Annotated in this window: 12 protein-coding genes; 6 read left to right on the top strand and 6 right to left on the bottom strand. The window is 56.9% G+C overall.

All coding sequences use genetic code 11. The features are described from left to right. The first annotated feature begins 17 nt into the window (after positions 1 to 17). Entirely contained in the window at positions 18 to 1,574 is a 1,557-nt protein-coding gene (locus tag GH722_13345; protein ID MRG72747.1) for an aminotransferase class I/II-fold pyridoxal phosphate-dependent enzyme, read from the top strand. Here GH722_13345 and GH722_13340 read toward each other — a convergent pair. From GH722_13340 to GH722_13330, 3 genes are all read right to left on the bottom strand, one after another. Next, positions 1,533 to 2,495, bottom strand: a complete 963-nt coding sequence (locus GH722_13340) for a calcium/sodium antiporter (protein MRG72746.1) — start codon at positions 2,493 to 2,495, stop codon at positions 1,533 to 1,535. The genes GH722_13345 and GH722_13340 overlap by 42 nt on opposite strands. Positions 2,496 to 2,840: 345 nt before the next feature. Beyond that, a complete protein-coding gene (locus tag GH722_13335; GenBank protein MRG72745.1) occupies positions 2,841 to 4,457 on the bottom strand; it encodes a hypothetical protein in 1,617 nt (538 codons plus the stop codon). 2 nt (positions 4,458 to 4,459) lie between these two features. Continuing rightward, complete coding sequence (locus GH722_13330; protein ID MRG72744.1) at positions 4,460 to 5,380, bottom strand: TIGR02285 family protein; 921 nt, start codon at positions 5,378 to 5,380, stop codon at positions 4,460 to 4,462. Here GH722_13330 and GH722_13325 point away from each other — a divergent pair. After that, positions 5,278 to 5,988: a response regulator gene (locus GH722_13325; GenBank protein ID MRG72743.1), complete on the top strand. Its 711-nt coding sequence runs from the start codon at positions 5,278 to 5,280 to the stop codon at positions 5,986 to 5,988. The two genes, GH722_13330 and GH722_13325, sit on opposite strands and share 103 nt — an antisense overlap. Positions 5,989 to 6,053: 65 nt before the next feature. On the opposite strand, the gene GH722_13320 is transcribed toward GH722_13325, so the two are convergent. Both GH722_13320 and GH722_13315 read right to left on the bottom strand, forming a co-directional pair. Continuing rightward, positions 6,054 to 6,503, bottom strand: a complete 450-nt coding sequence (locus GH722_13320) for a DNA polymerase III subunit chi (GenBank protein ID MRG72742.1) — start codon at positions 6,501 to 6,503, stop codon at positions 6,054 to 6,056. A gap of 27 nt (positions 6,504 to 6,530) precedes the next feature. Next, positions 6,531 to 8,021, bottom strand: coding sequence for a leucyl aminopeptidase (locus GH722_13315; GenBank protein MRG72741.1), 1,491 nt, complete (start codon positions 8,019 to 8,021; stop codon positions 6,531 to 6,533). A 180-nt stretch (positions 8,022 to 8,201) separates the two neighbouring features. Between GH722_13315 and GH722_13310 the strand changes: the two genes are divergently transcribed. From GH722_13310 to GH722_13295, 4 genes are read left to right on the top strand one after another with little or no spacing between them, the layout of a single operon-like run. Continuing rightward, the gene (locus GH722_13310; GenBank protein ID MRG72740.1) at positions 8,202 to 10,055 is read left to right on the top strand and encodes a hypothetical protein; all 1,854 of its coding nucleotides are present in this window, start codon (positions 8,202 to 8,204) and stop codon (positions 10,053 to 10,055) included. Then, positions 10,052 to 11,011, top strand: a complete 960-nt coding sequence (locus GH722_13305; GenBank protein MRG72739.1) for a glycosyltransferase — start codon at positions 10,052 to 10,054, stop codon at positions 11,009 to 11,011. The genes GH722_13310 and GH722_13305 overlap by 4 nt, the downstream gene beginning before the upstream one ends. After that, positions 11,008 to 12,117 (top strand): GNAT family N-acetyltransferase, encoded by a 1,110-nt coding sequence (locus tag GH722_13300; protein MRG72738.1) that lies wholly within the window; start codon positions 11,008 to 11,010, stop codon positions 12,115 to 12,117. Before GH722_13305 ends, GH722_13300 begins: the two co-directional genes overlap by 4 nt. Before the next feature lie 6 nt (positions 12,118 to 12,123). Then, positions 12,124 to 13,584, top strand: a complete 1,461-nt coding sequence (locus GH722_13295) for a RimK family alpha-L-glutamate ligase (protein MRG72737.1) — start codon at positions 12,124 to 12,126, stop codon at positions 13,582 to 13,584. Here the strand turns inward: GH722_13295 and GH722_13290 are convergent. Beyond that, positions 13,559 to 14,533 (bottom strand): UPF0104 family protein, encoded by a 975-nt coding sequence (locus GH722_13290; GenBank protein ID MRG72736.1) that lies wholly within the window; start codon positions 14,531 to 14,533, stop codon positions 13,559 to 13,561. The two genes, GH722_13295 and GH722_13290, sit on opposite strands and share 26 nt — an antisense overlap. Positions 14,534 to 14,564: the final 31 nt, after the last annotated feature.

Genomic DNA, 14,564 nt, shown 5'->3' with positions numbered 1-14,564 from the left:
ATCGGACCCATTGCGGAATGGTGAAATCAAGCTTCGGCATTGTCCTCGGAAGTCTGAGTTTTGACCGGGATGCACCATCCCCTCTGCACCGGCAGCTCTACAACCAGCTTCGCGACATCATTCTGGCTGGCGGATTGCCCGCAGGCACCAGACTGCCGGCCAGCCGCACACTGGCAGCCGAGACCGGCCTCAGCCGGAATACGGTCGTTGAAGCATTTGAGCAGTTGATGGCAGAAGGTTATGTGGAAAGCCGGGTCGGCTCCGGCACCCGCGTCGCAGCCGTACTGCCTGATGATTATCTTCAGGCTGGTGATCGCAAGGCAGAGACAGCGACCTATCGGGCTGCCGGGGCGCTTTCAGAACGCGGGAAAGTACTGGCCAGTGCCCGCCCCCTGTTCCGCAGCAGCTTCGACGCCGTCACCAATGAAGGCCAGCCCTTCGCAGCCGGACTACCGGCGATGGACCGGTTTCCCTGGACGCTCTGGCGGCGGCTTATGTCACGGCGCATGCGAAATCCTGATCGCGGGTTACTGCATTACGGCGACCCTCAGGGCCATCCGCCATTACGACAGGCAATTGCAGGCTATGTTTCCACTGCCCGTGGCGTCAGGGTGAATCCCGGTCAGGTTATTGTTCTTTCAGGCTCGCAACAGGCTCTCGACCTGACTGCCCGCCTGCTGCTTGATCCCGGAGACCCGGTCTGGGTCGAAGACCCCTGCTATCCCGGCGCGCGTGGCGCCCTGGCCGGTGCCGGAGCCCGGATTGTCCCGGTCGGCATTGACGATGAAGGTCTGGATGTCAGCGAAGGCCGTCGCCTTGCGCCCGATGCGCGGCTGGCATTCGTCACACCATCACATCAGTACCCGCTGGGCGTCACCATGACACTTGCCCGCAGGTTAAGCCTGATGGAATGGGCAAAGGAATCCGGCGCCTGGATCGTTGAAGACGATTATGACAGCGAGTACAGGTTCGGCGGTCGTCCTGTCCCGGCAATGCAGGGACTCGATACAGACGGGCGGGTGATCTATCTCGGTTCGTTCTCCAAAGTCCTGTTTCCGTCGATCCGGATTGGCTACATGATCGCCCCGGATGATCTGATTGACTCCTTCGTCGCTGCACGCGCCCTGATTGACGGCCACAGCCCGACCCTGACACAGGCGGTCCTCGCCGATTTTATCGACGGCGGTCATTTCACCGGCCATCTCCGCCGTATGCGGGGTCTCTATGCCGAGCGTCAGACGAAGCTGCTGACAGCAGCACGCGAAATTCTCCCCGAAGACTGCCGGCTGGAGCCGACGGAAAGCGGCATGCATCTGATGTGCTGGCTGCCCCGGGGTGCGGACGACCGCGCAATATCTGCTGCGGCCCGAAAGCTCGGCATTACCGCAACGCCGCTGTCTGCACTCACCCTGACGCACGACTATGCCCCGGCCCTCGCCCTGGGCTTTGCCAGCATCGACGGTGTCATCATGCGGGACGGCCTGAAACGTCTGGCCTCGGTCATCCGGACAACACCGGAAGCATCAACAGATCTACAGGCCGATAACCAGCCAGGCGGTATATCCAACATATGACGCGAACAGCAGCGTTCCTTCAAAGCGATTGATCCTGCCGGTCCCTTTGAAACCAAAACAGACAACGAGGAGGCCTGCGGTCAGAAGACCGACAACGAGCAAGTCCCGATGCAGGACTTCCTGCGGCACCAGCGTTGGGTTTATGCCCCCTGCAATACCAACGACTGCAAGTGTGTTGAACAAATTCGAGCCAAGTATGTTACCCAGCGCCAGATCGGACTGCCCCTTTCTCGCCGCTGACACGGAAGCTGCAAATTCCGGAAGTGATGTACCAACGGCGACGATGGTCAGACCGATCAGAAGATCGGAAACTCCGAGACCGCTGGCAATTTCCACCGCACCCCAGACCAGCAGCCGTGAACTGGCGATCAGCAGGAGAAGACCGATAACAACCCATACCAGCGATTTTCTGAGAGAAGCGCTTTTTTCGTCGACCTTCTCCTGAACCTCTGCCCCCATTGGATCATCCCGGTTTTGCAGGCCTTCAAATATACTCCACGCCATTAACGCAGCGAAAACGCCCAGAAGCACCAGCGCATCAAAACGGGCCAGCTGACCATCAGCCAGCAGAACGGCAGACAGGGCCGTTATGCCGAGGAGTATCGGAATTTCCTTCCTGACCACGACAGACTGCACGACGATCGGACAAATCATCACTGTCACGCCGAGGATCAACCCAATATTCGCAATATTGGAACCATAGGCATTTCCCAGCGCGAGCCCGGAATTACCCTCGACCGCCGCAAATGCGGAAACCATCATCTCCGGGGCTGAAGTCCCGAAACCGATGATGACCATTCCGATCAGAAGCGGAGAAATAGAATAATGGGCCGCGACTGCTGCGGCACCTTCGACAAACCGGTCCGCGCTCCAGATCAGCAACAGCAATCCACCAACGACGGCAAGTGATGCCAGCAACATGTAACCTGATACTCCAGATAACCAACGAGCCCAATAACGGCTTATCGTACGGTGAAGATGACTGCTACCGGAAATTTTGGTTGCAGCTGTTCCATGCTGATAGTCTGGATTTTTGAGATCCGAAGCAAAACAGTCCGTGGGACGAGTCAATACTGACCCGTTAAATAGAAAGCTCCCCGGCTTTAGCAATATCCGACCAAATAAATTGTCGCACTGTTGAGGCGATCATGATTCTGCGGCAACAAAAGCCCGGGCAACAGAATAACTAAACCGGCAACGCCCCCGGATATTGCCCCACCAGCCATCAGGCCGTAACCGTAAATGATAAAGGCCAGAACCGGTTTTTCAGCTCCTGACCATCCGTTTCGCCGGCAGATTCACGGTCACCTCCGTACCCTTGCCCAATGTGCTGTCGATCCGGACTTTCCCGCCGTGCAGTTCGACAAGTTCCCGGGTCAGAGTTAACCCCAGGCCAGTGCCGGTCTGGGAGGTTACCCGCGGGTCGCTGCTCTGCCGGAACGGCAGGAAGGCACTTGCGCGATCATCTGCTGACATGCCGATACCGGTGTCACTGACCGTAAAGAACGGAGCTTCCCCGCCGTTCAGTCCATAACTCAGCACCACCCTGCCGCCCTGCGGGGTAAATTTAACCGCGTTGGTCAACAGGTTCAGGGCGATCTGTTTCAGCGCCCTGTCGTCAGCCATCAGGACAATTTGGCCGACATCATCATCCTGCAACAGCAGGGTCAGTCGTTTGTCACGTGCCTGTGGTTCCACAATGTTGAAACAAAACCCCAGAATTTGCCCCAGAGAAACCGGTCGTTCCTCCAGGTCATATTCCCCGGCTTCGATCTTTGAGAGGTCCAGCAGATCATTGACCAGTGATAACAGCAGCTCGCCACTTGCCAGAATATCCTTGGCATATGCCTCGTAGTGACTGTCCCCCATTGGTCCGAAGGTACGATTGTCCATCAGCTGACTGAACCCGATAATTGCATTCAGCGGAGACCGGAGTTCATGGCTCATATTTGCCAGAAATGCAGACTTCGCGAGGCTGGCGTCCAGTGCTTCCTGGCGGGACAGGCGCAGCCTTTCCTCAGTCTCCTGACGGATTTCCACCTCCCGCCGCAATTCCTGATTACGCTGCTCCAGTTCGGCCGTTCTCGCTTCAACCAGTTCTTCCAGATGATCCCGGTGCTGCTGCAGGATCGATTGCGTCTCAATCTGACTTCTCTGAATTCTGGACAGTGAAGAAAGCAGGCCATTGAGAACATTTGTGATGTCGCCGAGCTCACTTTTCTCCAGCCTTGAAGACACAGATATCCGGCGGTCGGGGTTTTCAGGGTCAATTTCAGAAATATCATGCGCCAGCTTGGTCAGTGGCTTCGTCAGCGTCACAAAGAACAAAGCCAGCAGACAGATGCTGAGCAGAATATTACGGACCAGTCCGCCGATCAGCGTCAGCGCTGAACGCTTGAAGAACTGGGACGCGACAAGACTGGCATCGACCTCGACATCGATCCGTCCGATCTTGGTGGTACTGTTTATCGCAAAAATATCGACAGACAGGGACAGTTCGTCTTCAAACAGCTTGTTGGCGAGTCGTCCCTGCACATCATCGCCGCCCGGGCGAGAGACCTTGGCCAGAGGCTGGCCGAGATCATCAATCAGGACCACCTCACGGATGACCTGATATCGATACAGCCCTTCGACAACCGTTCGTGCCAGCTGATTGTCGATATTGAAGACAGCCTGGGCTGCCGGCTCGCTGACTGAATCAATAACCTGAAGAATCTTCGAATTGAGGTCCTGACGCTCGGCACGAAGATCAATGATGATCGTGATCGCGCTGAGAAAAAGCCCGATCACAAGGCCCGCAGTGATTGCATAGGCCGTCTGGCGAAACCAGAGACTGTTTTTCAATCGCAGCCGGGAGGTCGCTGGTGAGGCGAAATCAGACATCCCTACAAACCGAAGTACCGGTTATATACCGCCCGATAACGAGTCACCGAATCCGTATCAAGAAAGCCTTCATAAAAAGAGCGGAACTCTTCCGTGCGAACGGCTGTTTCCAGAATATCGTTGATCCTGGCAACCACCTCCTCCCCCCACGGGGTTCGGGAGCAGCCAATATAACCGATTGTATAATCCTTGATTTCGGCCAGAGACAGCACAGCGATCTGGTCACTTATCCCCATCTCGCGACCATGAAACTGCGCTTCAACGGGCTGCGCAAACATCGCGTCAATATGACCCTTTACCAGCATAGAAAGTAACCCTTTAGGGCCTTCCTTGCCGTGTCGTTCGATCATGTTTACACGATTTCTGTGTTTCGCAATCAGGCTGTCCAGTGGCTTGGTATAGGAACGTCCGTCAGAATAACCCAGACGCAGTTTACCATCGGAAATCAATGCATCGACGGAGACCTTTCCAGACGCGTCCCTGTACGGTGCCAGACTGGGCTGTTCGTTTGCGCGGATGATCAGACTGTTCGGCAACAGCAGCCGCGCCGGCCGGGTAAAAGCGATAAAAGCTTCCCGTTCCTTGTTTTTGAGCAGAGTCACCGAACAGGCATTATCGCCTTTTTTCATGTCGCGGAGGGTGCGCTTGAAGGGTGCCACCGTAACCCTGTGCTGATAGCTATCAAGCTTGCGGATCAGATAGGCTTCAATACGGTCCGAATAGCCTTTCCCCGCATGAGGTCCGTTGACGATGCTCAGCGGCGGGAATTCAGGCTTATACCAGTTGATCGTGGTTTCAGACTGGGCAAACGCAGAGGTTAATGTCGCTATCATCAGACAAGCGAACATACCCGGCAATCGGAAGCCTGAAAGCAACCTGCTCCTGTGACCCGCTCCTGGCATCAAACCAACTCCTTCCCACACCGCCAAGCATTTCCTGTTCTTGCTGTTTCGTCCAGCCCCGGCTTCTGTTTTGTCGTATTTTGAAGATGTTAAGCCCGATAATTGAGGTGACCGTTTTGCTGACAAAACAAATACCGGGTGCAGGCTGTCAGCGCCCCTCTGCAAAGATATGGCCTAAGTACTTTTCAACCATCAGACCTGCCGTCTATGGTCGGAAAGTTTTAGCCCTACCAGCAACATGCACGGAAATCCGGAACGTCCTTATGGCAAAGATACTATTGGTTGATGACAATGAATTCACACGCCTCATCATCAAAGGGATATTAGAGAGCGATGGTCATACCCTGATCGTTGCAAAAAACGGTCAGGATGGTGTCGAGGCGCTCCGGAACACTGCCGGAATAGACCTTGTCATCATGGACATCGTCATGCCGGTGATGAACGGGTTCGAAGCCGTCAAACTGGTCAGGGCTGATCCCGCGATCACTCACATCCCAATTCTGGCCGTGACGGCCAGAGACACCAGCGGCGACTATGAAGATATTTACGACGCGGGCTGTGATGCCTATGTCTCCAAGCCTGTCGAAGCGCATCGGTTGCTTGACCGTGTTAATTCACTTCTGAACTGAAAAACATTCCCTCCCGACACTACAGAGCCGCACTAAGATCAGAGCAGCGGTATCAGAAGACGGGGTCAGCCCGCCTTTTCCCATCCGCCGCGGTCGGTCTGTTTCCAATAGGTCACTGAGTGGCCATCTGCCTTGTAGACCTTCCAGTGCTCACGGGCAGCCTGAACGGCTTCCGGATCATTTCCATCGAACATTTCCAGCACCCGGGCAAAGCTGCCGGTACGGGAGGATGTTGTGCCATCAGTCAGAACAAGAACGTCCGAACCGTTGGGATTTTCGTCTTCCGTGGTAATCCAGACCGGCTGATCGGCTGGCCGGCCATCGGCAGGGCTGCCGTGCGGCAGCCAGCTTTCCGGCTTGTAGGTCCAGAGCCGGGCAGAGATATGCTCCACCCGCTCGGTCGACCCCGCCATTATGACCGCCCGCATGCCGCTAGAGGAGACTTTCTCCAGCAGCTTGGGCAGAGCGTCCTCCAGCGGCCACTTCTGCAAGTGGTAAAAGCTGATTTCAGTCACCCTGCCCTCGCTTTACCCGGGTTATTCTCACTTCTCGTAATTGTCAGCCACGAAACGGTCAAGCAACCGCACACCAAAGGCTGTACCGCCTTTCGGTACAGTCGGCTCGTCGGATTTCGACCAGGTGACCCCGGCAATATCCAGATGCGCCCAGGGCGTATCCTTTACGAAGCGCTGAAGGAACTGGGCGGCTGTAATGCTGCCCCCGGCGCGGGTGCCGGTATGTTTCATATCAGCGATATCCGACTTCAGCTGACGGTCATAATCCTCTCCCATCGGCAGACGCCACAGACGTTCATGCACGGATTTTCCAGCCGCTGTCAGTTTCTCGGACAGATCATCGTCGTTTGAGAACAGACCGGCATGCTCATGCCCGAGGGAAATGATGATCGCCCCCGTCAGTGTGGCCAGATCGACCATGAACTGCGGTTTGAAGCGGTCATTCGTGTACCAGAGTGCGTCACAGAGAACGAGACGGCCTTCCGCATCCGTGTTGATGATCTCGACTGTCTGGCCGGACATGGTGTTGACCACATCCCCCGGACGCTGGGCATTCCCGTCCGGCATATTTTCAACCAGACCGACAACACCAACCGCATTGACCTTCGCCTTGCGCTTCGCCAGTGCTTTCATCAGACCGGAGACGACGGCAGAGCCGCCCATATCCCACTTCATGTCTTCCATGCCGGCAGCCGGCTTGATCGAAATGCCGCCGGTATCAAAGCAGACGCCCTTGCCGACGAAAGCCAGTGGCTTGTCTTTCTTGCCGCCACCATTCCATTTCATGATCACAAGCTTGCTCTCGCGGACAGACCCCTGACCAACGCCAAGCAGGGCGCCCATGCCGAGCTTTTCCATCTGCTTTTCGCCGAGCACCTCAACTTCAAGGCCATCATCTTTCAGGCCCTGCAGCAATTTGGCATAGCTTTCCGGATAGAGAACATTGGGCGGCTCGGAAACCAGATCACGTGTAAAGAAGACGCCCTCAACAACCGCTTCCAGAGTCGCATAGGCTTTCTTGGCCGCCGAGGCAGCATCTGTCGCAATCGACAGCTTGGTGATCTGCGGCTTGTCTTCTGCCTTCTCCTTGGTCCGGTATTTATCAAACCGGTAGGAACGCAATGCAGAACCATAAGCAACATTTGCGGCAAAATCGCCGGCAGAAAACTCACCTTCGGGGGTGACATCCGCAATGATGAGGGCTGACTTTGCCTTAACCCCGGCGACCTGAGCCCAGGCAATGCCTCCTGCTTTCTGTGCGCCCAGTTCGTCCAGCTTCCCGGGCTCTCCCAGTCCGACCAGAACCAGCCGATCAATCGGCAGACCCGCCGGTGTGATCAGTGTCAGCGACTTTCCGGCTTTACCCTCAAAGCGGGAAGCCTCCATTGCACGGGTAATACTGCCACCTGTCGCCTCGTCCAGGGTGGCCGCAAGGCCGGCAAGCTTCCGTCCGGCAAACGCAAAGGCAACGGCCACACCGGATTTCGGGGCGGCGGGCTTGGTGAACGTGATCTGCATAAAGACCTCCAACTCGGGGTGGATGGACGCATGACGGATGTCTGCGTCGAAAAGCTGACTGTAAATGTCGCCCGACAGCACGAAATTGCAAGTGAGTGCTTATGAATTCCTGACATACCACCTCTTGAGGTTGCCGTCTTGAAGGCGTATTCCGCTTGCAGGACCGCTGTGGATACGGAAATGACAGAAACCCTAGACCTGTTCACCCCGACGCTGTTACAGGCGCTCAATGCCTGTGCCGTATTGCTGACGGTGCTTGTACTCAGTGGACTTGGCGCCGTCGCAACGGGCCGCTGGCGCTTCAATGAAGCCGATCTGATGACCGGCATCGGGGTTGCCATCACCACCATGACCCTGATCGGAGCGCTGTCTTTCCTGCCTCTCAGCTGGATCGGCTATGTCATTCTTGCAGCCGGCCTTATCGGCCTGACCTGGCGTACATTCGCAGGCGAACTGGTCGGCGGCCCGGGATCAGGCAAGGCGATCATTCTGCTGCTGCCGCTGCTTTTGCTGCTTGCCGGCATGCAGGCGTCACAATGGGATGAATTTTCTCACTGGCTTCACAGTTCATTCTATTTGTTTGAACATGACAGCTTCCCGAGAGACGGGCTGCCGACCAGCAGGGCCAGCTATCCGGCCTATCCATATGGCCTTGCTGATCTGACGCTTCTCGTCAGTCTGATATCCCGGCAGTTTGGTGAAAATACGACAATCCTGCTGAACACATTTCTGCTCGGGGCTTTCGGTCTGGTTCTGTTGCGCATTGCCGAGCTTGCGGACCGGCCGACGCGTCCTGAAAGCCGTGGCTGGGGCGTCGCCGCAATTGCGCTGATTGCCGGCATGCTGACCTTTCCGGTCCAGAAAATCCTGTTCTCGTCCTATGCCGACGCGGCGACGGCGCTGTTACTGGGCACAGCCGCCGCCTGTGGCTGGCGGGCTATCGAGGCGCTGGAGCGCGGTGCCACCACCCGAGCCATCGCCCCGGCCATCCAGTACGGCTGGGTCATGGCAGCCGTCGTTGCCCTGAAACAGGCGAACTTCGTTCTGTTCGTCATCCTCACAATTGCCGTGATTGCAACGGGTGTCATCACCCCGAATCTTCGCATCAGGTCATTGCTGCGAATTCTTCTGTTCATGGTCATCCCCGCTCTCGCCGTGTTCATTACCTGGCGGGTTTATATCGACCTCTACCTGACCGGAGCTGCTGAATTCACGATCACGGATGAGGAACGGTGGGTGTTTCATCTGGCACCGGAAATTCTCGCCCGCATGTTTGATATCGCCCTGAAGAAGGGCGTTTATTTCGGCCTCATGCTGCTGATCCTGTTCCTTGGACTTCGGGGGCTGATCCGCCGTCAGTCGCCGCTTGACCGGCTGGCACTGATTTGTGGCCTGACTTTCCTTGGCTACAATTGCTTCCTGTTCATGATGTATCTCATGGCGTTTGGTGAGAACGAAGCCCGGAGCGCGGCCTCCTTCTGGCGCTATAACATGCATCTGTTCGGTCTTGCCGCCCTGCCTGTCGCCTGGCTGGCAGGCAGCTGGGCTGCAGACCGTTTTGCCGCGGCCGGGCGAACCATCGCAGCCATTGTCGCGACTGCGCTGATCATTGCCCTGCCGTTTGGCCTGAGTGGCAAGATCCGGTTCGATCATCATCCGGTAAAAGACTATATCCGGAGCATCACGCAGGAAATGCGCACCCTGCTTCCGGCCGGTGCCCGGCTGATGCCGGTCGACCCGGAGATGACCATCTTCTATGGTCTCGTTGTGAACTATGATCTGATCGGCGCTGCCGAGGTTGGTGGCTATATCCATGTCCGCAATGCACCGGCCAAATACATGACCCTGTATCAGGAACGTTTTCAGCCAACGCATCTTTTTGTCCATACCATCACCGATGACGTGGACAGCTTCACCGGACTGAAGCTTGACCGCAGGGCTTCACATCTTCTGAAGCGCAGCGATACGGGCTGGCAGATTCTCAAATCATGGCCCTACCCCGGCTATAACAGCCCGACGGAGTTCAAGCATTGAGCGACGCCGCAGCCCCTCCTGTTCTGGCTGTTATCATTCCGGCCTATCGGGTTGCCGCCAAGGTTGCTGCGGTCATTGCCGACATACCGCCAGAGGTTGCCCATATTGTTGTCGTCGATGACGCCTGCCCGGAAGGCTCCGGGAATATCGTTGCCGCGCTGGACAACAAGCGACTTCACCTTGTCCGCCACACGGAAAATCAGGGCGTTGGCGGGGCCGTTGTATCCGGGTACCGCAAGGCACTTGAACTGGGTGCGGATGTAATGGTCAAGATTGACGGGGACGGGCAGATGGACCCGGCCATCCTGCACAAGATCGCCGGACCCGTGATGAGTGGCGAAGCCGACTATGCCAAGGGCAACCGGTTTGCAGATTTCCGAACCTTGAAGCGGATGCCGACCGTCCGGCTGCTTGGAAATTCCGGTCTCTCGTTCCTGCTGAAGGCAGCCAGTGGCTACTGGACCATGCTGGACCCGACCAACGGATATACGGCAATCCATGCCCGGGCGCTGGAGAAACTGGAACTCGACAGGCTGGATCGCCGCTATTTCTTTGAATCCGACCTGCTGATCCGACTGGGAACCGTCAGTGCTGTTGTTGTCGATGTTCAGATGGAAGCGCGCTACGCAGATGAAAATTCATCACTGAACATCCCGAAAACGATGCTCGAATTTCCGGGCAAAATTCTGCGTGGTCTGTTGCGCCGGCTTTTCCTTCGTTATTTCATCTATGACTTCAACATGGCATCGGTCTATCTGATGGTCAGCGTGCCTCTGCTGCTGTTCAGCTTCCTGTTCGGGATCTATCAGTGGATTGATTCCAGCCAGACCGGAATTGCCCGCCCGCTTGGCACCATCATGGTGGTCATCATTCCGCTTATACTCGGGTTCCAGATGCTGCTGCAGGCCATAGCCTTTGACGTTGCCTCAACCCCCAAGCGACGGAATCCGGAATGACCGGCCTCGTTATTGATCAGGCGCTGCCGGACGACCTGCAGCAACTGGTTGATCTTGAAAACCGCTGCTTCCAGCTTGACCGGCTGTCACGCCGCAGCTTCCAGCATCTGCTGACACACGGCCATGCCTTTATTCTGAAAGCTGTTCTGGAAAACCGGATCGTGGGCAGTGCCGTGGTCCTGCTGCACCGCTCCACACCGCTGGCCCGCCTGTACTCCCTTGCCGTCGATGCAGAAGCCCGCGGACACCAGATCGGAAAGCGCCTGCTGCAACAGGCAGAAGCCCGCGCCCTTGATCAGGGCTGCTCCTTCATGCGGCTTGAAGTCCGGCCTGACTCAACGGCTGCGCTGAACCTCTATCGTAACAGCCACTACCGCGACCTCGGCACCGTCGCCGATTATTACGAGGATGGCGCCCCCGCATTCCGGATGGAAAAAGCCCTGTCCGGCGGGGCGAACTTCGCCCGCTCGAAAGCTCCCTATTACGCCCAGACCCTGCCTTTCACCTGCGGCCCGGCCAGCCTGATCATGGCCATGAAGGCACAGCAGCCGGATCTTGCCGCAGACCGCAGCACAGAACTGGATATCTGGCGGGAGTCGACAACAGTCTATATGACCGGCGGACATGGTGGCTGTAGCGCAGACGGACTGGCACTTGCTGCCCATGCCCGCGGTTTTGATGCTGAGATTCTCATCAATACAAAGGGGGATGACATCTTTACCTCCTCGGTTCGTGAGCCGGAAAAGAAAGAAGTTGTCCGGCTGGTCCAGCAGGATTTCCGTCGCAAGGTGAATGCCGCCCGGATACCGGTAAAAACCACCACCGCCACATCGTCCGACCTGCGCGCTGCACTGGACGACGGCAAGACACCGGTGGTACTGATCAGTCATTATCGCCTGACCGGCAGCCGTGCCCCCCACTGGGTCACGGTGACCGCAGCAGACGATCATTTCATCTATATTCACGACCCGGAACCGGACCCGCCGGAAAATCGATTTGAGACGGACTGCATGAACCTGCCGGTGGCAGATTCGGAACTCGACCGCATGGTGAACTATGGCAAGGACCGGCTCAGTGCCGCTGTCCTCATCTCTCGAAGGAAGTGATGCGTTATGCGTAATCAGGTCATTGTCATTGAGAAAAAAACCGACCTCGACTGGGCCAGAGACTTCGGCATGGTCCAGACCGCCGCCGACTTCATCGCAGCCGACGGTTCTGCCGGACCGATGCCCCAACGGGTCATCAACCTGGCGGATGACTGCTCCTATATGAGCATCGGCTATTATTGTTCGCTGCTGGCTGAAGCCCGTGGCGAACGGGTCATTCCGTCAGTCGAAACCATTCTCGATCTGTCCCGCAAGTCGCTCTATGAAATGGTCCTGCCGGAACTGGATGCTATCCTGAACAAGGATATCGCCCGTATCGCCAATCCGCCGAAAGCCAGCTTCACCCTGACACTCTGCTTCGGCAGCGTCTCGGCCACCGGGTTCCGCAATCTCGCCCGCCTGATCTATGACCGGTTCCGCTGCCCTCTGCTGCGTGTCTCGGTACAGAAAGAAACCATCTGGCGCATCAAGTCACTGGAGATGATTGCGCCGAAACAGCTGTCGCCGGAAGAGTTCGACTTTTTCCAGAAGGCGCTGGAAAGCCATTCCCGGGTCAGTTGGCAAACACCGAAACGAAAACGGGCCCTGCGCTACAGCCTCGCCATTCTGGTCAACCATGAAGAACAGATGCCACCGTCGAATGCGGGTGCCCTGAAATTGTTCGAGAAAGTGGGCGCGGCCAACAATATCGATGTTGATCTGATCACCCGGAAGGATTTCCTGAAACTCGCTGAATATGACGCGCTGTTCATTCGCGAGACCACGTCGATCAAGGACCACACCTTCCGTTTTGCCAAGAAGGCCGAGGCCGAGGGCATGCCGGTGATTGATGATCCGACCTCAATCCTGCGCTGCACCAACAAGGTTTATCTGGCTGAACTGCTGTCAAAGAACAACATCCCTGCTCCGAAAACGATGATCGTGGACCGTGAACATCTGAACAAGGTGGTGGATGGTCTGGGCTTTCCGATGGTCCTGAAAATTCCCGATGGGTCGTTCTCACGCGGCGTCCACAAGGCCGAGAACAAGGAAGAGCTGCAAAGCTATTCCCGCAAGCTGTTCAAAAGCTCTGATGTCATCCTGGCGCAGGAATTCATGTATACGGAATTCGACTGGCGCATCGGCATCCTGAACCGCAAGCCGATCTATGCCGCGCAATATTTCATGTCGCGCAGTCACTGGCAGATCTACAAACATGCGGAAGGCGGCAAGACATCCTCGGGCGATTCCCGCACCGTGCCGATTGAGGAAGCGCCAGCCGACGTGGTGGATGCCGCGTTACGCGCCGCCAACCTGATCGGCGACGGCCTCTATGGTGTCGACATGAAACAGAACAGCCGCGGTGCCTTCGTCATTGAAGTGAATGACAACCCGAACATCGACCGGGGCATCGAAGACGCCATTCTGAAGGAAAGCCTTTATGAAATGCTGATGCTGGACTTCAAGCGCCGGATTGAGGATCGCTGACCGGCGCAGACGGCAGTTCCTTGATATTGCGGTCATTGCTCAACAGAAAAATCAGCCCGCCGGGCAGGCTGGAGACAACCACCGCAACCCCGAAGATCAGTGACAGCGAGAAGGCATCTGCATCAGCTACGCCAATGAAGGCGAAGGCGGCAACCATCGCCGCTTCCCGAACCCCCCATCCCGCAACTGAAATCGGGATGGTGGTCAGCAGCAGCACCGGCGGGAACAGGGCAATGCAATCCGCCAGTCCGATCCCGTGCAGTCCCATTGCCTTTGCAAAGAAATAAACGGCGGCAGAGACGTTGATATGCCCGATGACGGAGACCACCAGCAACGGCAATGCATAGCGTGGGGTCAGAAACAGCCGTCTTGTATCGGTCGCCAGTTGCCCCAGCCCCCGCACAACACGCCATTTCTGCAAGGCGGCGGGCAGTCGGTCGAGCAGCATCAGCAGGCACAGCCCGGCGACACCACCGAGAGCAATGGCCAGAAACGGCAGCACCAGCGCCATATCACCGGTCCGGTTCCAGATGAAGGGGGTCATCACCGCCACCAGAAAGGCCAGCGCCAGCACCGTCGCCACCCGGTCCAGCATCACCCCGTTGATGGACTGTGACAGGGTCAGCCCGCGCCTGTAGCCCTTGTACATGCGCACCGCATCGCCACCGACCGAAGATGGCAGGGTCTGACTGAAGAAAATCCCCATATAGATGTAACGAAAAGCATCGCTGTGGTTCAGCCAGCCATCAATGCCGCGCAGGGCAACCTGCCAGCGGACCATCGTGACCCCGACCTGAACGATGAGCAGCGCCAGGCCGACTGCGGCGATGCCCATATCCATCCCCTGCACACGCTCCAGCACCGCGTCCGCGTCCACGCTGTCGAGCAGAAACCAGATCAGCAGGCCGGACAGGCCAAGTTTCAATATCCAGAGGATCGTGTTTTTCATCGTGCGTTCAACGCGCCACCGTCTGAGGAAT

Source organism: Alphaproteobacteria bacterium HT1-32, from assembly GCA_009649675.1.
In the GTDB taxonomy this organism is placed as follows: Bacteria; Pseudomonadota; Alphaproteobacteria; order Rhodospirillales; family HT1-32; genus HT1-32.
The sequence above is the reverse complement of the archived record's forward strand: the minus strand, read 5'-3'. Positions and strand labels throughout refer to the sequence as shown.

Bases quoted from the DNA above. Each gene is read 5' to 3' on its own strand.
- GH722_13300 (MRG72738.1), top strand. From the start codon at position 11,008: ATGACCGGCCTCGTTATTGATCAGGCGCTGCCGGACGACCTGCAGCAA.
- GH722_13290 (MRG72736.1), bottom strand. From the start codon at position 14,533: ATGAAAAACACGATCCTCTGGATATTGAAACTTGGCCTGTCCGGCCTG.
- GH722_13340 (MRG72746.1), bottom strand. From the start codon at position 2,495: ATGTTGCTGGCATCACTTGCCGTCGTTGGTGGATTGCTGTTGCTGATC.
- GH722_13310 (MRG72740.1), top strand. From the start codon at position 8,202: ATGACAGAAACCCTAGACCTGTTCACCCCGACGCTGTTACAGGCGCTC.
- GH722_13335 (MRG72745.1), bottom strand. From the start codon at position 4,457: ATGTCTGATTTCGCCTCACCAGCGACCTCCCGGCTGCGATTGAAAAAC.
- GH722_13295 (MRG72737.1), top strand. From the start codon at position 12,124: ATGCGTAATCAGGTCATTGTCATTGAGAAAAAAACCGACCTCGACTGG.
- GH722_13325 (MRG72743.1), top strand. From the start codon at position 5,278: ATGTCGCTATCATCAGACAAGCGAACATACCCGGCAATCGGAAGCCTG.
- GH722_13315 (MRG72741.1), bottom strand. From the start codon at position 8,021: ATGCAGATCACGTTCACCAAGCCCGCCGCCCCGAAATCCGGTGTGGCC.
- GH722_13345 (MRG72747.1), top strand. From the start codon at position 18: ATGGTGAAATCAAGCTTCGGCATTGTCCTCGGAAGTCTGAGTTTTGAC.